The 17317-nt window shown below is 67.1% G+C and carries 17 protein-coding genes; 10 read left to right on the top strand and 7 right to left on the bottom strand.

Translation table 11 applies throughout. From position 1 onward, the window contains the following. Positions 1–10 precede the first annotated feature (10 nt). From glnA (O5O53_RS06450) to O5O53_RS06475, 6 genes are read left to right on the top strand one after another with little or no spacing between them, the layout of a single operon-like run. Positions 11–1345, top strand: a complete 1335-nt coding sequence (gene glnA, locus O5O53_RS06450) for a type I glutamate--ammonia ligase (protein WP_194559604.1) — start codon at positions 11–13, stop codon at positions 1343–1345. After that, positions 1342–4356 (top strand): bifunctional [glutamine synthetase] adenylyltransferase/[glutamine synthetase]-adenylyl-L-tyrosine phosphorylase, encoded by a 3015-nt coding sequence (locus tag O5O53_RS06455; RefSeq protein WP_269510131.1) that lies wholly within the window; start codon positions 1342–1344, stop codon positions 4354–4356. The genes glnA (O5O53_RS06450) and O5O53_RS06455 overlap by 4 nt, the downstream gene beginning before the upstream one ends. A gap of 44 nt (positions 4357–4400) precedes the next feature. Next, entirely contained in the window at positions 4401–4670 is a 270-nt protein-coding gene (locus O5O53_RS06460; RefSeq protein ID WP_269510134.1) for a Cgl2226 family protein, read from the top strand. A gap of 25 nt (positions 4671–4695) precedes the next feature. Continuing rightward, positions 4696–6147 (top strand): threonine synthase, encoded by a 1452-nt coding sequence (gene thrC, locus O5O53_RS06465; protein WP_269510137.1) that lies wholly within the window; start codon positions 4696–4698, stop codon positions 6145–6147. A 27-nt stretch (positions 6148–6174) separates the two neighbouring features. Next, positions 6175–6321, top strand: a complete 147-nt coding sequence (locus O5O53_RS06470) for a hypothetical protein (RefSeq protein ID WP_181888786.1) — start codon at positions 6175–6177, stop codon at positions 6319–6321. Next, a complete protein-coding gene (locus O5O53_RS06475) occupies positions 6305–7396 on the top strand; it encodes a S1 family peptidase (RefSeq protein WP_239356999.1) in 1092 nt (363 codons plus the stop codon). The genes O5O53_RS06470 and O5O53_RS06475 overlap by 17 nt, the downstream gene beginning before the upstream one ends. Here O5O53_RS06475 and O5O53_RS06480 read toward each other — a convergent pair. Further along, the gene (locus O5O53_RS06480) at positions 7377–8111 is read right to left on the bottom strand and encodes a hypothetical protein (RefSeq protein ID WP_269510140.1); all 735 of its coding nucleotides are present in this window, start codon (positions 8109–8111) and stop codon (positions 7377–7379) included. The genes O5O53_RS06475 and O5O53_RS06480 overlap by 20 nt on opposite strands. 27 nt (positions 8112–8138) lie before the next feature. On the opposite strand from O5O53_RS06480, the gene O5O53_RS06485 reads away from it, so the two are divergent. The 3 genes from O5O53_RS06485 to O5O53_RS06495 all read left to right on the top strand — a co-directional run bounded on the left by O5O53_RS06485 (position 8139) and on the right by O5O53_RS06495 (position 10343). Continuing rightward, the gene (locus tag O5O53_RS06485) at positions 8139–8663 is read left to right on the top strand and encodes an NUDIX hydrolase (RefSeq protein ID WP_269510143.1); all 525 of its coding nucleotides are present in this window, start codon (positions 8139–8141) and stop codon (positions 8661–8663) included. Then, positions 8660–9217, top strand: a complete 558-nt coding sequence (locus tag O5O53_RS06490; protein ID WP_269510146.1) for a GH25 family lysozyme — start codon at positions 8660–8662, stop codon at positions 9215–9217. The genes O5O53_RS06485 and O5O53_RS06490 overlap by 4 nt, the downstream gene beginning before the upstream one ends. 88 nt (positions 9218–9305) lie before the next feature. Continuing rightward, positions 9306–10343, top strand: a complete 1038-nt coding sequence (locus O5O53_RS06495) for an HNH endonuclease signature motif containing protein (protein ID WP_269510149.1) — start codon at positions 9306–9308, stop codon at positions 10341–10343. A gap of 55 nt (positions 10344–10398) precedes the next feature. Here the strand turns inward: O5O53_RS06495 and O5O53_RS06500 are convergent, their stop codons facing one another. The 3 genes from O5O53_RS06500 to glnA (O5O53_RS06510) form a co-directional block, all read right to left on the bottom strand. Continuing rightward, a complete protein-coding gene (locus tag O5O53_RS06500) occupies positions 10399–11325 on the bottom strand; it encodes a TDT family transporter (RefSeq protein WP_269510152.1) in 927 nt (308 codons plus the stop codon). Positions 11326–11487: 162 nt separating this feature from the next. Then, positions 11488–12087 carry a VIT1/CCC1 transporter family protein gene (locus O5O53_RS06505; protein WP_269510155.1) on the bottom strand — a complete coding sequence of 200 codons (600 nt, stop codon included), beginning with the start codon at positions 12085–12087 and terminating at the stop codon, positions 11488–11490. A gap of 76 nt (positions 12088–12163) precedes the next feature. Further along, positions 12164–13630, bottom strand: coding sequence for a type I glutamate--ammonia ligase (glnA, locus tag O5O53_RS06510; RefSeq protein WP_302471000.1), 1467 nt, complete (start codon positions 13628–13630; stop codon positions 12164–12166). Positions 13631–13675: 45 nt separating this feature from the next. On the opposite strand from glnA (O5O53_RS06510), the gene O5O53_RS06515 reads away from it, so the two are divergent. Then, positions 13676–14152 carry an RDD family protein gene (locus tag O5O53_RS06515; protein WP_269510161.1) on the top strand — a complete coding sequence of 159 codons (477 nt, stop codon included), beginning with the start codon at positions 13676–13678 and terminating at the stop codon, positions 14150–14152. On the opposite strand, the gene O5O53_RS06520 is transcribed toward O5O53_RS06515, so the two are convergent. Genes O5O53_RS06520 through lipA form a run of 3 tightly spaced genes read right to left on the bottom strand, consistent with a single transcriptional unit; the run spans position 14149 to position 17312 of the window. After that, complete coding sequence (locus tag O5O53_RS06520) at positions 14149–15438, bottom strand: threonine/serine exporter family protein (protein ID WP_269510164.1); 1290 nt, start codon at positions 15436–15438, stop codon at positions 14149–14151. The two genes, O5O53_RS06515 and O5O53_RS06520, sit on opposite strands and share 4 nt — an antisense overlap. Next, entirely contained in the window at positions 15435–16226 is a 792-nt protein-coding gene (locus tag O5O53_RS06525; RefSeq protein WP_437177847.1) for a DUF4191 domain-containing protein, read from the bottom strand. The genes O5O53_RS06520 and O5O53_RS06525 overlap by 4 nt, the downstream gene beginning before the upstream one ends. A gap of 42 nt (positions 16227–16268) precedes the next feature. Continuing rightward, positions 16269–17312 carry a lipoyl synthase gene (gene lipA / locus O5O53_RS06530; protein ID WP_269510171.1) on the bottom strand — a complete coding sequence of 348 codons (1044 nt, stop codon included), beginning with the start codon at positions 17310–17312 and terminating at the stop codon, positions 16269–16271. Between the last annotated feature and the right edge of the window lie 5 nt (positions 17313–17317).

Consider the following 17317-nt stretch of genomic DNA (forward strand, 5'->3'; position numbering starts at 1 on the left):
GTTGAGCAGCATGAGCGCCCAAACCGACAACGTGCTGCGAATGGTGGAGCAGCAGGACATCGCCTTTATCCGCCTCTGGTTCACCGACATCTTCGGCTCCTTGAAGACCGTGATGATGTCGCCCGCGGAGCTGGAAAGCGCCTTCGAGGAGGGAGTGGGCTTCGACGGCTCCTCCATCGAGGGGTTTAGCCGCGTCTCCGAGTCGGACACCCTGCTGCGGCCCGACCCGTCGACGTACCAGCCGCTGCCCTTCGACGAGGAGGCGGGCCTGCAAACCGCGCGGATGTTCTGCGACATCACCATGCCCGACGGCGACCCGCTCTACGCCGACCCGCGCCAGGTTTTGCGCCGCCAGATCACCAACGCCCGCGACATGGGCTTCGAGTTCGTGGCCAGCCCCGAAATCGAGTTCTACGTGGTCAAACCCGGCCAAGGCGACCAGCCGCCCACACCTGCGGACAAGGGCGGCTACTTCGACCAGGCCAAGCGCAACGAGGCGCCGAAGCTGCGCCGCATGGCCGTCTCCGCCTTGGAGTACATGGGCATTGTCACCGAGTTCTCCCATCACGAGGGCTCGCCTGGCCAGCAGGAGATCGACCTGCGCCACACCGACGCACTGACCATGGCCGACAACATCGTCACGTTCCGCTACATCGTGAAAACTGTCGCGGAGATGAACGGCGTGCACGCCACGTTCATGCCCAAGCCGTTCAAAGACCTCGAGGGCTCGGCGATGCACACCCACTTCTCCCTGTTCGAGGGTGACACCAACGCCTTCCACGACCCGGACGACGAAATCAGCCTGTCCAAAACCGGCCGCCAGTTCATTGCCGGCATCATCGAGCACGCGGGCGAGATCTCCGCGGTGACCAACCAGTGGGTCAATTCCTACAAGCGCCTGCAGTTCGGTTCCGAGGCGCCCACCGCCGCCACCTGGGGTATTTCCAACCGCTCCGCCATGGTGCGCGTGCCCACCTACCGCCTGCACAAGGCGGATTCGCGCCGGGCGGAGGTACGCTCGCTGGATTCCGCGTGCAACCCCTACCTGGCCTTTTCCGCGATCCTCGCCGCAGGCCTGAAGGGCATCGAGGAGGGCTACGAGCTGGACGAGCCCGCCCGCGACGACGTGTTTGCCCTGACCCGCCGCGAGCGCCGCGCGATGGGCTACCGCGACCTGCCCAACTCGCTGGACCAGGCGCTGCGTCAGATGGAGCGCTCCGAGTTCATGGCCGAGGTGCTGGGCGAGCAGGTCTTCGAGTTCTTCCTGCGCGCCAAGTGGGCCGAGTGGCACGACTACACCGCCCAAATCACCCCCTGGGAGATTGATACGGGGATCGACCTGTGATTTCACCCGCCAAGCTCGGACTGACCAGCCCGCGCGCCGCCGAAGACATCGAGGAACTTTCGCTTCACGACGAAGCTTCGCTCTACACCCTCGCCGGCGCAAGCGACCCGGACCTGGCGCTCAACAACGCCCACCGGCTCTTCGACGCGCTGGGAAGCGGCTGGGCGCAGCTGCTCGAAGCGCTACGCGACTTTCCCGTCTTCCGCACCCGGTTGTTCGCCCTGCTGGGCGGCTCCACCGCGCTGTCGGACCACCTGATCGCGCACCCGCAGCAGTGGCGGCTGCTGCTCGAGGACCTGCCCGATGAGGCCGAGCTCTACCGCACCATGCTCGTCGCAGTGGGGGTCGACGCTGACGGGCCGGGGTTGTATAAGGCGGGGGAGGGCGAAGTAAGCGCGGCTAAGCAAAAGCTCCGCGCCACCCACCGCGACCTGGTGATGCGCATCGCCGCCGCCGACCTCGCCGGCACGTTCGCCGCGGTCAAGGGCTACGGCGAGGGCGAATCCATGAGCTACAGCTACACGACGGAGCGGCTGACGTGGCTCGCGGACGCCGCGCTCACGGCCGCGCTCGCGGTGGCGGTGCGCGACGTCTACGGCGACGAGGAACCGGACGCGCAGCTAGCCGTGATCGCCATGGGCAAGTGCGGCGCCGGCGAGCTGAACTACATCTCCGACGTCGACGTGGTGTTCGTGGCCGAGCCCGCCTCGCCGAAGATCACGCGCGTGGCCGCGGAGATGATGCGCATCGGCTCCGCGTGCTTTTTCGACGTGGACGCGAACCTGCGGCCGGAAGGCGCCTCCGGCGCGCTGGTGCGCACGCTGGAATCGCACCAGGCGTACTACCGGAAATGGGCCGAGACCTGGGAGTTCCAGGCGCTTCTGAAGGCGCGGCCGCAGACCGGGACCATGGAGTTGGGGCGGGCGTACTCCGAGGCGATCGCGCCGCTGGTGTGGGAGGCCTCCCAGCGCGACTCCTTCGTCGAGGACGTCCAGGCAATGCGCCGGCGCGTGTTGGAAAACGTCCCGGCCGAGGTGCGACGCCGCGAGCTGAAACTCGGGCCCGGCGGGCTTCGCGACGTCGAGTTCGCCGTGCAGCTTCTGCAACTCGTGCACGGGCGCATCGACGACACCCTGCGCGCCCGCAACACCTTGGAGGCACTCACTGCCCTGGCTAAGGCCGGATACGTCGGCCGCGACGACGCGCGCGTGCTCACCGAGGCCTACGAGTTTTTGCGCCTGTTGGAACACCGGCTGCAGCTGCAGCGCTTCAAACGCACCCACCAGCTGCCCGAGCCGGACGACGAAAAGCGCAACCGCTGGCTCGCCCGCGCCGCCGGGTTCACCGCCAACCACCGCGGCACCGCCCCGGACGCGATGTACCGCGAGCTCAAACGCGTGCGCCGCGACGTCTCCGACCTGCACGAGCGGCTGTTCTACCGCCCGCTGCTCGGCGCGGTGGCCGACATGTCCGTCGGCGAGGCCACCCTCTCCGCCGACGCGGTGAAAGCCCAGCTCGCCGCGCTCGGCTACCGCCACCCGGCGCGCGCCTTCGACCACCTCTCCGCGCTGGTCAAGGGCACCTCGCGCAAGGCCAAGCTGCAGGCGATCCTGCTGCCGTCGCTGATGCACTGGCTCGCCGACACCGCCGACCCCGGCCAGGGGCTTTTGAACTACCGCAAGCTTTCGGACGCCGCCGTGGACCGCAGCTGGTTTCTCCGCATGCTGCGCGACGAGGGCGTGGCGTCGCAACGCCTCATGCATATCCTGGGCACCTCGCCGTACGCCTCCGACCTCATCATCTCCGCGCCCGATGTGGTCAAACTCCTCGGCGACGGCTCCAACGGGCCGAGGCTCCTCGACGCCGCCCCCGACCAAGTCCACAAAGCCATCCTCGCCTCCGCCAAGCGCCACCAGGCTGACCCCGACAAGGCCGTCGCCGTGGCGCGCTCCCTGCGCCGCGCGGAGCTCGCCCGCATCGCGTCCGCCGACCTGCTCGGCCTGATGGAGCCGCGCCAGGTCTGCCTCGAGCTGACCTACGTGTGGGAGGCCGTGCTCGAGGCCGCGCTGCGCGCCGAGGTGCACGCCGATCTCGCATCCTCGCCTTACGACGAGCCTCCCGCCCGCATCGCCGTCATCGGCATGGGCCGCCTCGGCGGCGCCGAACTCGGCTACGGCTCGGACGCCGACGTGATGATCGTCGCCGAACCGAGCGATGCCGCCGATGAAGCGGACGCCATCGCCTGGGCGGCGAAGATCGTCGACCAGATGCGCGCGCGGCTGTCCAAGCCCTCCGGCGACCCGCCGCTCGAGGTGGATCTGGGACTGCGCCCCGAGGGCCGCTCCGGCCCGGTGGTGCGCACCATCGCCAGCTACGAGCGCTACTACCGCGAGTGGGGTGAAGTCTGGGAACGCCAGGCGCTGCTGCGCGCGGCCGTCGTCGCCGGCGACCGCGGAGTGGGAGATGCGTTCCTGGAGGCCATCGACGCCTTCCGCTACCCGGCCGGCGGCGCAAAACCCGCCGACATCCGGGAAATCCGCCGCATCAAAGCCCGCGTGGACAACGAGCGCCTGCCGCGCGGCGCCGACCGCGCCACACACACCAAGCTCGGCCGCGGCGCGCTCGCCGACGTCGAGTGGACCGTGCAGCTATTGACCATGCAGCACGCCCACACCCACGAGGAGCTGCGCACCCCGTCCACCCTCGACGCGCTGGACTTCCTCGTCGAGCTCGACGACCCGTCCGTCATCCGTGGCTCGCACGCCGAGATACTGCGCACCGCGTGGCTCACCGCCACCCGCGCCCGCAACGCCATCGTGCTGGTCACCGGCAAGCGCACCGACCAACTTCCCGCGCCGGGCCCGCAGCTCGCTCAGGTCGCGGGCTCTGCCGGCTACGACCCCGACGACCAGCAGGAGTTCCTAGAGGACTACCTGCGCATCACCCGCCACGCCCACAAGGTGGTCGAGGAGGTGTTCTGGGGCGAGGTGCCGTCGCACGAGTTCGATTAGGGCGGGGAGGCGGAGTGGCGTCGATAGGCAATATGCTCGAGCCCATGGCAGTGAACATGACCATCGACCTGAACAACGCCACCTTCGCAGACCTTGTCGCGCTGGTGGACGCCGCGCGCGTGGCCGGCGTCGACCCCAAGACCGGGCTGGAGCTCGACGGTGAGACGCTGAGCATCACCGTCGAGCCGGCCACCCGTACGCCCGCGCGCGAGCATGCGCCCGAGAAGGAGCGCACCGTGCCGCCGCTTGGCGACGCCGCGATTCGCTCGGTGGTGGATATTTTGACCGGTCGACAGGAACCGCCCCGCCGGTAGACACCCATGACGTAGACTGCGCGGGGTGGACTACATCTCAACTCGCGACGCATCGGCGCAGCCGCGCTCCTTCACAGACATCCTGCTCACAGGCCTAAGCCCCGACGGCGGCCTGTTCATGCCGGCGGTGTACCCGTCCATCACGCCGGAACTGCTGAGCGAGTGGCGCGAGCTTTTGCTTCACGACGGCTACGCAGCCCTCGCCGCCGAAGTGCTGAAGCTTTACGTTGACGACATCCCCGAGGCGGACCTCGAGACCATCGCGCGCCGAGCGTACCGCACCCCCGTCTTCGCCGACGAGGAGATCGTGCCGGTGACCCGCCTGAACGACACGCTGCACATCGGCCACCTGTCCGAGGGTCCGACCGCCGCGTTCAAGGACATGGCGATGCAGCTGCTCGGCGAGCTGTTCGAGTACGAGCTGGCCCGCCGCGGTGAGGAGATCAACATCCTGGGCGCGACCTCGGGCGACACTGGCTCGTCGGCCGAGTACGCGATGCGCGGGCGCGACGGCATCCGCGTGTTCATGCTCACCCCGGCCGGGCGCATGACGCCGTTCCAGCAGGCGCAGATGTTTGGGCTGGACGACCCGAACATCTTCAACATCGCCCTGGACGGCGTGTTCGACGACTGCCAAGACGTGGTCAAGGCCGTCAGCGCGGACGCGGGGTTTAAGTCGAAGTACTCCATAGGCGCGGTGAACTCCATCAACTTCGCGCGCCTGCTCGCGCAGGTGGTGTACTACATCGCGACCTACCTGAAGGTCACCGAGACCAACGACGAGCGCGTCTCGTTCTGCGTGCCCACCGGCAACTTCGGCAACGTGTGCGCGGGCCACATCGCGAAGCAGATGGGCCTGCCCATCGACCGCCTCATCGTGGCCACCAACGAAAACGACGTGCTCCACGACTTCTTCGCGCGCGGCGAGTACCGCCCCCGCTCCGCCGCGGAGACCTACGCGACGTCCTCGCCGTCGATGGACATTTCGAAGGCGTCCAACTTTGAGCGGATGCTTTTCGACGCCACGTTGCGCGACTCCGACCTCACCCGCGAGCTGTTCGCCAACAGGGTGAAAGACGGCGGCTTCGCTGCCACCGATCTGGGCGGGGAAGAGGCGATGGAGCGCATCCGCGGCGAGTTCGGCTTCGCCTCCGGCACTTCCACCCACGCCGACCGGGTGGCCACCATCAAGCGCGTGCACGACGAGTTCGGCGTGCTGGTGGACCCGCACACCGCCGACGGCGTGTTCGTCGCCAAGCAGCTTGCGGACGAAGTGGACACCCCGATCGTGGTGCTGGAAACTGCGCTGCCGGTGAAGTTCGCCGACACGATCGCCGAGGCGATCGGCAAGGCGCCGGAGGTGCCGGAGCGCTTCGCCGGCATCATGGACGCGGAGCGCCACGTGACCGACCTGCCCAACGACGCTGAGGCCGTCAAGGCGTTTATCGCCGAGGCCATCGAGGGCACTAACGTCTAGGGCACACCAAGGAAGGAGTGGGCGCGCATGGCACAGGAGCAGTTCGCAGGCCCGGAGCACTACACCGACTTCGACCCGGAGAAGTTCATCCGGGACATGAAGATCATGGCCGAAGAGAAGGAGAAGGACGGCGAGTCCGGCGACGAGGGCTCGGCGGTTGACGCCTCCGAGTAGCCAGGGCGGTTCAGCCAAGCGCTACCAGCCCGAGCAGGGCCCGCAGTGGCGCTTCCCGGACATGCCCGGAGAGCCAGCGCCGCAGCGGCAGCAGTACCCGCAGCACCCGCTGAAGTTCCCCGACATGCCGGGCCCCGGCTCCACGGCTCGGGCGCGTCGCAGCGGGCTGCAGACGGGCGGGTGGATCACCGTCATCGTCGCGACGGCGATGATCGTGGGCATCGTGGTGTGGCTGGGCCTGAACGCGTCGAAGGTCCCCACCGGCACGGTGGAGGAGCGCGAGGCGCTGTCCGAGGTGCAAACGCCTGACGACGACGCTCCCGCGCCGGAGAACGAAAACAACGTGCTCGTGCCCGCGTTCGCCCCCTGGGCACCGGGGACGAAGATCCAGACCACGGACCACCGCCCGGCGCCCGGGGAGCATTTCACGGCGCAGTCGTGCACCGCGGCGTTTTCGTTTACCGGCAAGGACGGCCGGGCGTATGCGGTGACCGCCGGCCACTGCGGCCGCGAAGGCGACCTGGTGTGGCCCACCAACGCCTCCACCGCCTTCGACTACGCCTCCGAGGTCGGCCACTTCATTTTCTCCGGGCTGTATTCGCAGAACACCCCGGAGACGGAGGGCGCGGACGTCGGCATCATCGAGATCACGGACCCGGACCGGTTCATGGACGTGGTCGGCGCGCCGATACCGACTGGGATCGGGGAGGGCCTTGGGCCCGTCGATAGGGTGTGCAAAACGGGCGCGACCACGGGCTACACGTGTGGCGATTTCGAGGACACTGAGCGGGTGCAGATAGTCAACCTCGACCCCGGCGTGGAGGACGAGACCTTCGGCGACATCGCCGCCGTGTGCGCCGCCTCCGGCGACTCGGGTGGGCCGGTGTTCGCCGACGTCAACGGCCGAGCCACCGTCATCGGCGTCGTCTCCGGCACGGAAGCCGGCCGCGCGGGCGAGGAGTGCTACGAGGGCATGGAGGATCCGCACCTGATGAGCTACTCCAACGTCAATCAGGTCATGGCCGTGATCCGTCACGCGGTGCCGGACGCGGAGTTTATTCCCCGGCGTTGGTGACAGGGTTGGCGAGCAGCGGCCAGCGCTTGAGGTGCTCGCCGGTTTCCCTGTCGTTGTCCACCACCACGACCTCGTCGTCGGTGTAGCCGTTGAACGTCACGCGGTCGATCTCGTCGGGGCGCTCCACATCGAGCCACCGCTTCGACAGCGCGTCGGCGTCGTCCACGTCCATCCAGTTTAGGGTGATCACGCGGAAGTGGTTGTGCGACGCGTAGTCCACAAACGACACCGAATCGGCGCCCTCTGCCACGCCGAAATCGATGTACTGGGCGAGGGTCTCCGGAGGGAGCGTCGAGAAGCAAAAGCCCCAGAAGTTAAAGCGCATCCCGCTTTTCGACGTCAACGTCACCGTATCCAGACAATTCTGCTCCAGCAGACGCGACAGGTGGCCCGCGATCTCGGTGGAGTCGTCCAGGGCGCCGTCCACGACGTCGCCGCGCATCATCGCTCCCGAGTTCGTCTCGCCCACGCGCACGTTGTCGATCAGGTTCGGTCGGATGCTCGCCGCGACGTTGCCCGGATCCGCCGGCGCCGGGTTGAACGGGCGCTCCGGCTGCGGCAGCTCCGCGTCCTCCGGGGTGCTCGCCGTGGTGCGGCTCGCCGCCATCGCCACACCGAAAATCACCAGGATGACCAGCGCGCCGTACACCGCGACGAACAGCGGAGCGGGGACGCGTCTGACCCAGGGCTGCGTGTCGGAAACGGCAGTGCTCATAACTTCAGGGATTGTACACTTGCCACCATGCCTATCCCGGAGTTCATCGTGGAAACCCGCAAGAAGATCGGCACCGACCTGATGTGGGTGCCGGCCGTGTGCGCCGTCGTGCTTCGCGACGCCACCGTTTCCTCCCCGTGGGCCGTCCCCGAAGTGCTGCTGGTGCGCCGCGCCGACAACGGCGAGTGGACGCCTGTGACCGGCATCGCGGACCCGGGCGAGGAGCCGCACGTCGCGGCTGTGCGCGAGGTGCTGGAGGAAACCGGCGTGCGCGTGACCGCCGCCGCGATTTTGGGCGTCGGCGCGCACGGCCCGGTCACCCACGCGAACGGGGATAAGGCCAGCTACATGACGGTGCAGTTGCGCTGCGAGCCGCTCGACCCCACCGCGGAACCGGTGATCGGCGACGATGAGAACATCGAAGCCGGCTGGTTCCCCATCTCCCAGATGCCGGTGCGCGACCCGAAGTGGCGCCTGGCCATCGCCGACGCCGCCTCGCAGCGCCGCCACCCGGGCAGCTTCGCGCCGCGCATGGGGCTGACCAAGCGGTGAGGCTCGGCGTCGACGTCTCGGAGCACCAGGCCGGGCTCGACGTCTCCCGCTTCGACTTCGTCATCGCCCGCACGACCGACGGCACGTACCAGGACGCCGCGTTTTCGTCGTTCGCCCCACACGCGACCGCCGCGTACCACTTCCTGCGCGCCCCGTCCGAAGGGACCTCCATCGCGGAGCAGGTGTCGGCTGCGCTCGAGGTTCTCGGGGGCCGCCGCTTGCCCATGTGGCTCGACGTGGAGTCCCCTGCGGGGCTTTCGCTTCTCGACGTCCGCTCCGCCCACCACACCTTCACCTCTGCAGGCGTCGAAGTAGCCGGGGTTTACACGAACTCCTGGTACTGGCGGCGGCACATGCTGATGGCGGACGTGGCCGAGTTCGGCGCGTTGTGGTTGGCGCAGTGGGGCTCGAACCCGGTGGTTGACGTTGCTGCGTCGCCTTTGGACGTGGGGGACTGGCCGCGCCCCGTCGGCCTTCCGACGCCCAAGGTGTGGCAGTTCACCTCGCGCGGCTGCGTCGACGGGTTGGACGTAGATTTAAATTTGGCTCTGTGAACTGCGCGTTGTGAATTTCTCAGGTTAAGTTATCCACAATTCGCCGCGGGTCTGGTGTTGGGGGTTGCGCTGGCTTAGCTTTCGGTGCATGAACTTCACTGACTTTGTTTCCGCAGGCGTGGCCGTGCTCGCCGACTTCGACCGCGACGTAGCCATGGCCGCCGGCCTATCGTCTGGCCGTGTGCGCGACCTGGCGCGGGTGCACCACGCGTATTACGGGCCGACCCAGTTCACCCGCAAACAACGCGACGCACTCGCCGCCGCGGAAGGCTTGCCTGTGGACCAGCTCGTCCACATCGAGAAAAAGCTCCTCGCCGTCGAAGGCGCCGCCGAACGCTGGCGCATTAGGTTGGATTTGGTGCGCCACCGCGGCTCCTACCGGGCGTTGACCAAGCGCATCAAACGGTTGATCAAACAACCCGTCAAACCCGCCCCACCCTCGTGTAAGTTCAGCCGCTCGAAAGCGGGCATGCGCACCATGATCCTCACCTACAACGAGCGCGACCTCGCGGACCTGGAGCACCTGCTGCGCCAACTCATCGACGCCGACGACCCCGCCGCCGCCCAAATGGCCCACACGCTTATCGGCATCCTGCGCGACGGCAAAGGCGTGCCGAAGGCGAATTTCCGGCCGATCATCCTGGTGCCGATCGCCGACTGGGCCCGCATCCACTCCGGCCACGCAGACGAAGTCACCCTGATCTGCACCGACGGCACCACCATGACCGGTGCCGAATACATGGAGCACGAATTCGGCGACATACTCGAAGTCGCCGCGTTCCACCCCCAGGAAGGCCCAGTCAACCTCTACTACGGTCAGCGCTGCGCCAACCCCAAACAAAAGGTCATGTCGAAGCTGCTCTGCCCGTCATGCGCGTTTCCCGACTGCAAACACTCCGCCGAAACCACACAAACGCACCACATCAACGCATGGCGCTACGGGGGAATGACCAACATGGACAACCTCGCAGAACTCTGCCCCTTCCACAACGGGGTCAACGCCGACAACAGGCAAGGCCCGTTCGGCTACATCGACAACCCGAACGCGCGCATCCACTGGGTCGCCCCCAACGGCACACGCGTCCCCATGACCACCCCGGGGGCCATGGAGCTGCTCTTCGACTAACCCGCCCACACACCGAAACCCGCCCCAAAAGGGCGGGCACATCGGCATGCCGTTTTTAGCGGCGTCCTTCAATCGCCCAGCTGATGAAGCGGGCGGAACACAGCGACCAGTGCACGATGAGCAAGAACGGCAGCGACAACGCGATGACGTCCAGCCAGTGCGAGCCGTTGACAAGCGCGACCTGGTGCCCGCCCATGCTCACCGTGCCCGGCGGGAAGGTGCACGCCCACCAGGCGGGGGAGTACTCCACCCAGCGCGCGACGTTGGGGTAGAAGTTGAACATCGCCCAAATGCCCAGGGGGATAGCCAAGACGAGCGCGACGTAGCCGTAGTGGATGGAGAATTTTCCGGGGAACAAAATCTGCATCGCGGTGGTGGATTGGCCGATCACGCCCAGCGGCACCCATGCCGTCGCCGACAGCGGCCCCGAAAGGTCCACCTTCCCGTGCCACGCGGCCCAGTACACGCGGGCGAACGTGGGCACCGCGGTGAACAGGGACATCAGGAAGAACACGGTGCCAAGCACTTGGTAGAACTGCCCGTAGTCGCGGGCGAGCCAGCCGGCCACCGACGCGGAAATCATCGGGCCGACCAAAGGCAGCCCCCAGGTGAACTTCGGCGCGCCCTCGAAGCGGCTGAGCTGGATAGCCCAGGTGATGACGGTGACGGGGGCTCCGACCCAGAAGCCGATGAGGCGGTAGACGCCTTCGTCGGTAAGCCCGGATAGCGCGGCCCCCAGTGCGAGGATGCCGATGAAAAACATCGACCATTCCGCCATGGTGGTGCGCTCGAAGCTGGGGTGGCGGTAGCGCGCGAACCCGTACACGAGCACGACGAGGATGAAGCACGCGATCGCGGCGAAGACGGCGGCGAAGAACTCATGGTCCATTTCCACGAGCAATCGCGACACGATTGAGGTGCCCATGAGGCTGCCGCCCCACGCGGGGCCGGGCGGTGGCAGTTGGCGGAACTTGTCAGTCACTCAGCGCATGGTAATCCCTTTTTGTGCAAGGTGCTCGCGTGGCCCGCCGGGCGGGACCCGTTGCATCAAATCGGCCCCGGCAGCACAAAACCCGACCTGCGGTTTTGCGCCGATTCGGTCGGGTTCTGGTTGGGCAGGTCACTGTTGGACCGCGTTGTGTTTCTAGCCCACGTTCGCTCCGAACAGCGAGCCGATGGCGAACGTCGCCGCCAGCGCGATGGTGCCGCCGACCACGATGCGGGTCACCGAGCGGGCGACCGGGGCCTCGCCGAGCTTCGCGGACAGCGCGCCCGTCAACGCGAGCGCCACCAGGGTCAGCACGAAGATCGCGGCGATGCGCCAGGATGCGGGGGCGAGCAGCGCCGTCGCAAAGGGCAATGCGGCGCCGAGCAGGAACGACAGGAACGACGCGATGCCCGCGGACCACGGGTTGACCTGCATCTCCTCGGACATGCCCATGGCGCGCTCGGAGTCGCGCTGCGAGGACACTGAGACGTATTCGCCCAGCGCCATCGACACCGCGCCGCCGATCACCGCGGCCAGGCCCGACATCGCGATCGTGGTCGCATCGGACGTCGCGCCCGCCACGCCGACAACCACGGCGGCGGTGGAGACGATGCCGTCGTTCGCCCCGAGCACCGCGGCGCGCAGGCGGTTCAGCCGCTCGCCGGTGCCGGGCTCATGCCTATCGACGCCACCTTCCGCCGTGCCCGGACAATCCGCCGGGCAGTCGGGGTGGGGGCGGTTCATCAGATCAGTCATGACCTAATCATCGCCCGGCCGAATCACCCCCGCAAGGAAGTTCGGCCTGCCTTACTGCAGGTCAGGCTATGCAAACCTAGCAGTCGAAGTACATCTCGAACTCCTGCGGGGTGGGACGCAGGCGCACCGGGGTGATCTCGTTGTCGTACTTGAGCTTGATGTAGGTCTCGATGAGGTCCTCGGTGAACACATCGCCCTCGGTGAGGAAGTCGTGGTCCTCCTCCAGCGCATTGAGCGCGGCCTCGAGTGAGGTCGGCGCCTGCGGGATGTCCTTGGCTTCCTCCGGCGGCAGCTCGTAGAGGTCCTTGTCCACCGGGGCGTGCGGCTCGATGCGGTTCTTGATGCCGTCGATGCCCGCCATGAGCATCGCCGCGAAACCGAGGTAGGGGTTGCCCGACGGGTCCGGCGCACGGAACTCGATGCGCTTGGCCTTCGGGTTCGCGCCGGTGATCGGGATGCGGATCGCGGCGGAGCGGTTGCGCTGTGAGTACACCAGGTTGATCGGCGCCTCGAAGCCCGGCACGAGGCGGTGGTAGGAGTTCAGCGTCGGGTTGGTAAACGCCAGCACCGCACCGGCGTGCTCGAGCAGGCCGCCGATGTACCAGCGGGCGATGTCGGACAGGCCGCCGTAGCCGGACTCGTCGTAGAACAGCGGCTCGCCGTCCTTCCACAGCGACTGGTGGGCGTGCATGCCGGAGCCGTTGTCGCCGGCGAGCGGCTTGGGCATGAACGTCACGGTCTTGTCGTACAGCGTCGCGGTGTTTTTGATGATGTACTTGAAGTCCTGCAGGTCGTCGGCCGCGTGCAGCAGGGTGTTGAAGCGGTAGTTGATTTCCTGCTGGCCGCCGTTGCCCACCTCGCGGTGGAAGCGCTCGATGTCGAAGCCGGCGGCGGCGAGGTTGCGCACCATCGCGTCGCGCACCTCGACGGTCTTGTCGTGCGGGGCGACGGGGAAGTAGCCGCCCTTCCAGCGGTTCTTGTAGCCCAGGTTCGGCGAGCCGTCGGCCTCGACCTCGTTGCCGCGGTTCCACCAGCCTTCCTCGGCGTCGACTTCGTAGAACGCGGAGTGGCCTTCCACCTCGTAGCGGATGGAGTCGAACAGGTAGAACTCCGCTTCTGCGCCGATGGAGCAGGTGTCGGCGATGCCGGTGGAGCGCAGGTATTCCTCGGCCTTCTTGGCTACGTTGCGCGGGTCGCGGGAGAACGGCTCGTGGGTGAACGGGTCGTTGACGAAGAACTTCACGTTCAGGGTTTTCGCACCGCGGAACTGGTCCAGCTTGGCGGTGGCGAGGTCCGGCATGAGGGTCATGTCGGATTCTTCGATGGTGGTGAAGCCGCGGATGGAGGAGCCGTCGAAGGCGAGGCCTTCTTCCATCACGTCTTCGTCGAACATCGATGCCGGGATGGAGAAGTGGTGTTCGATGCCGGGCACGTCGGTGAAGCGCACGTCGATGAATTCCACCTCCTCGTCGGCGATGAATTTCTTGACGTCTTCGATGTTGTCGAAGGACACGGGTGGTACTCCTCGTTGTGTGTCGGACATAAGCGGTTTCAAGTCTACGCGCGCGTCCCGCTACGCTTCGGAGGCATGGCTGCTTCTCGACGACAAACCTGGCACGACGGTCCCGAAATCCCCAACCAATTCTCAGGGGAGGACGCTCTGCCTGACTACCCGGGGCAGTTCTTGGGGTTGCCGAAGGAGGGGCAGGGATCCCAGGCGTCGGTGCTGCGCCGCATGGGCGGGGTGCTCATCGACTGGGCGTTGTGCGCGGTGGCGGCGTCGCTGATCACGGCGAACACGTCCGCGTTGGGGGACCGTTACACCGCGACGTACCTGCTGTGGATCGTCCTCGGCATCATCTGCGGCTGGCTGTTCGCCCGCACCCCGGGCATGGCGGCGCTGGGCATGGGTGTGGCCCGCGTGGACAAGGAGGCCCCGGTGGGGCTGTGGCGCGCGGCGGTCCGCACGATCCTGACGGGCTTTGTGCTGCCGGCGGCGCTTGTGGACGCCGACGGGCGCGGCATGCACGACCGCGCCACCACCACGACGGTGATCCGCACCTAGTTGTTGATGGGGCGTTCCTCGCCGACGAGTTCGTGGTCGAAGTCGATGTACCGGAAAAACGCCCAGGTCGGGTCGGTGAGCATGCGTCCGACGGAGAGCCCGCCGGCGATGAACAGCACCACGAAGGACACTTCGGTGAATTTCGACAGCGCGTTGATGATGTCGCCGACCGCGAAGTTGTGCACCGCGGCGTAGATGACGGGGCCGGGGATCATCACCACGGCTGCCGGGATGGTCACGGTGGTGCGCGGCACCTTCGCCACCTGGCCCAACACCCCGCCGGCGATGCCGATGATCAGCGCGGCGACGAACGCGGCGAGGTAGGAGCGCACCCCGTCCGCAAGCAATGCGAGGCGCGCGGCGTTGGCCACCATCCCGAGGGTTGCGGCGATGAGCGCCATGCGTCTCGACGAATTGAACAGCAACGCAAAGCAGCCCACACTGACGAAGCTGGCCAGCGCCCCGGAGACCAAAAACTCCGCCGACCTCGGCACCGCCGCCGACGGCAGGTTCGGGGTGCCGGAGAGCATCGCCACCACGGAGACGGTCAGCATGATCACCACGATGATCTCGAGCGCGAAGAACAGTCTCGGGATGCCGGCGGTGAAGTCGAAGCGTGCGAGGTCCACAAACGAGGTGAACAACGGGAAGCCGGGGATGAGAAACAGCACGGCCGCGACGAAGCCGGGGGAGACCACGCCCGCTATCGGCACCACCTGCGCCAGCAGCAGGAACGCCGCGGAGGCAACAAACGACGCGGTCATGGTGATGCCGATCAGGTTGAAGTGGGCCTTGTGTAAAAACGCGCGCACGAGCTGGCCCAGCATCGCCGCCAGGCACACCAGCGCGGCGGTGGTGAGCCCGAACTGGTTCAGCACTGCGAATCCGGCGCAGGCCAGCCCGGCGGCGAGCGTCGATATGCGAAAGCCCCAGCGTGGAGAGGGGATGCGTTCAATCTCGTCCAGCACCGCGTTGATGACCTCGGGGGTGCGGTAGCTCTGCAGCAGCGAGTGCGCGGCGGTCTCCAGCGCCTCGATGCGCGAGGCGTTGACACCCGGCAGCGGCACGTCCGACACGGCGGTGCGGAACTGCTCGCCGCGGTGGAACGTGCAGCTGATGGTGTTGAAGCCGACGATGACGTCGGCGTTGTCGAAGCCCACGGAGCGCGCGCAGCGCTTCACCGCGCGGATCACGCGGTAGCCGGACGCGCCGGCAGCCAACAGCAAGACGCCGAAGCGAAGACAGGTGTTCGCCTCGGCGTCCATCGGCGGGTTGTGTGCGGTCACTTGCCGCCCTTGCGCTCCTGCATGCGGCGCATCTTGCGGTTCATTCCCGCCATGTTCTGCGCCTGCTTCGGCAGCGGGCCGCCCGGCAGGCCGGCGGCCTGGGCGCCGCGGCCGCGGGAATCCATCGCGTCGAGCTTGGCGGCGAGGTTGTACACCTCGTCCTTCTGGTAGTTCTTCGGCAGCTTGAGCAGGTGCTTCTGCAGGTCGCGGTTGCGCACCTGGCCTTCGCCTTCGCCAGCGTAGACCTCGTAGACGGGCACGCCCGCCAGCAGGCGCTCCACACGCTTGTGCTCCTTGCCCATCAGAGACTTCAGGCGGTTCGGGTCGCCCTCGCCGACGAGCACGACGCCCGGGTTGCCCACCACTCGGTGCACGGTGTCCATGTGGGTGTTGGCCTGCACACCGGTTTTGGTCTGCCAGACGATGCCCATCGTGTTGCGCATGTTCTCCAGCGTCCAGCCGGCAGCGCCGGGGGTGTCGCCGACCTCGTCGTACATGGACTTCTCCAGGCGGCGGGAGAAGATGAACATCGCCAGCACAGCGCCCAGGATCAGGCCCATGATCAGCCAGAACCACTTCGCGCCCCACCACAGGCCGAGAAGGAAGAACAGCAGCCCGCCGCCGAGCACGCAGGCGAGCATGATCGGGATGAGCGCCCTGTCGCGCTTGCGCTGGATGTCGAACGCCTGCTTGAGCTGCGAGCGGGTTGCTTTGCCCTTGGCGCGCTTCGCGGCGCGCTGTTCTTTCTTGGCGGCTTTCGCCGCTTCCTTGTCCTGCGTCTTAGCCATGGCCATAACTGTATGCCACAGCTAAGACGCGGGCCAAAGACCCTAGCGGGTCTCCACCGGGTGGTCTGCGGAGGCGCCGTACTTCTTCAGCAGGGTGGAGGCTTCTTGGGCAGTATCGCCTTGCGACGTCTCCGCCAAGTGCACGAGATTCTCCGGCAGCTCGAGGCCGCGGTGGGCCATCGCCTCGACGTAGAGCTTGCCGGCACGGTAGGAGGAGCGCACCAGCGGGCCGGACATGACGGCGCCGAAGCCCATCTCGTAGGCGGCGTCGCGGTACTCGATAAACTCTTCCGGCTTCACCCAGCGGTCGATCGGGTGGTAGGTCGGGCCGGGGCGAAGGTACTGGGTGATCGTGATGATGTCGCAGCCTGCGTCCACCAGGTCGTGCAGCGCCTCGAGGACTTCCTCGCGGGTCTCGCCCATGCCGAGGATGAGGTTGGACTTGGTGATCAGCCCGAAGTCGCGGGCCTGGCGGATCACGTCGAGGGAGCGCTCGTAGCGGAACGCTGGGCGGATGCGGCGGAAGATGCGCGGGACGGTCTCCACGTTGTGGGCGAAGACCTCGGGGCGGGCCTCGAAGACCTCCTGGAGCAGGTCCGGCTTGCCGGAGAAGTCCGGGGTGAGGTTTTCCACGCCGGTGTGCGGGTTGAGCTCGTGGATCTTGCGCACGACCTCGGCGTAGAGCCAGGCGCCCTCATCGTCGAGGTCGTCGCGGGTGACACCGGTGATGGTGGAGTAGTTCAGGTTGAGGCTCTGGACTTCTTCTGCCACGCGGCGCGGCTCGTCGCGGTCCAGGGGATCCGGGCGGCCGGAGGCGATGTCGCAGAAGTCGCAGCGGCGGGAGCAGCGGGATCCGCCGATGAGGAAGGTCGCCTCACGCGACTCCCAGCACTCGTGGATGTTCGGGCAGCCCGCCTCTTGGCACACGGTGTGCAGGCCCGCGCCCTTGACCTTTTGCTTCATGTCCTCGTACTCGGGACCGGTCTTGACGGAGTTGCGGATCCACCGCGGCTTCTTCTCAATGGGTGTTTCGGAGTTGCGCGCCTCAACGCGCAAGAGCTTGCGGCCTTCTGGTGCTACAGTCACGCTAT

Origin of the sequence: Corynebacterium faecium, from assembly GCF_027257105.1 — a bacterium.
Taxonomy (GTDB): domain Bacteria; phylum Actinomycetota; class Actinomycetes; order Mycobacteriales; family Mycobacteriaceae; genus Corynebacterium; species Corynebacterium lehmanniae.

Bases quoted from the DNA above. Each gene is read 5' to 3' on its own strand.
- O5O53_RS06480 (WP_269510140.1), bottom strand. From the start codon at position 8,111: ATGAGCACTGCCGTTTCCGACACGCAGCCCTGGGTCAGACGCGTCCCC.
- glnA (WP_194559604.1), top strand. From the start codon at position 11: ATGAGCGCCCAAACCGACAACGTGCTGCGAATGGTGGAGCAGCAGGAC.
- O5O53_RS06525 (WP_437177847.1), bottom strand. From the start codon at position 16,226: ATGGCTAAGACGCAGGACAAGGAAGCGGCGAAAGCCGCCAAGAAAGAA.
- glnA (WP_302471000.1), bottom strand. From the start codon at position 13,630: ATGTCCGACACACAACGAGGAGTACCACCCGTGTCCTTCGACAACATC.
- O5O53_RS06495 (WP_269510149.1), top strand. From the start codon at position 9,306: ATGAACTTCACTGACTTTGTTTCCGCAGGCGTGGCCGTGCTCGCCGAC.
- O5O53_RS06515 (WP_269510161.1), top strand. From the start codon at position 13,676: ATGGCTGCTTCTCGACGACAAACCTGGCACGACGGTCCCGAAATCCCC.
- O5O53_RS06470 (WP_181888786.1), top strand. From the start codon at position 6,175: ATGGCACAGGAGCAGTTCGCAGGCCCGGAGCACTACACCGACTTCGAC.
- O5O53_RS06460 (WP_269510134.1), top strand. From the start codon at position 4,401: ATGGCAGTGAACATGACCATCGACCTGAACAACGCCACCTTCGCAGAC.
- O5O53_RS06485 (WP_269510143.1), top strand. From the start codon at position 8,139: ATGCCTATCCCGGAGTTCATCGTGGAAACCCGCAAGAAGATCGGCACC.
- O5O53_RS06505 (WP_269510155.1), bottom strand. From the start codon at position 12,087: ATGACTGATCTGATGAACCGCCCCCACCCCGACTGCCCGGCGGATTGT.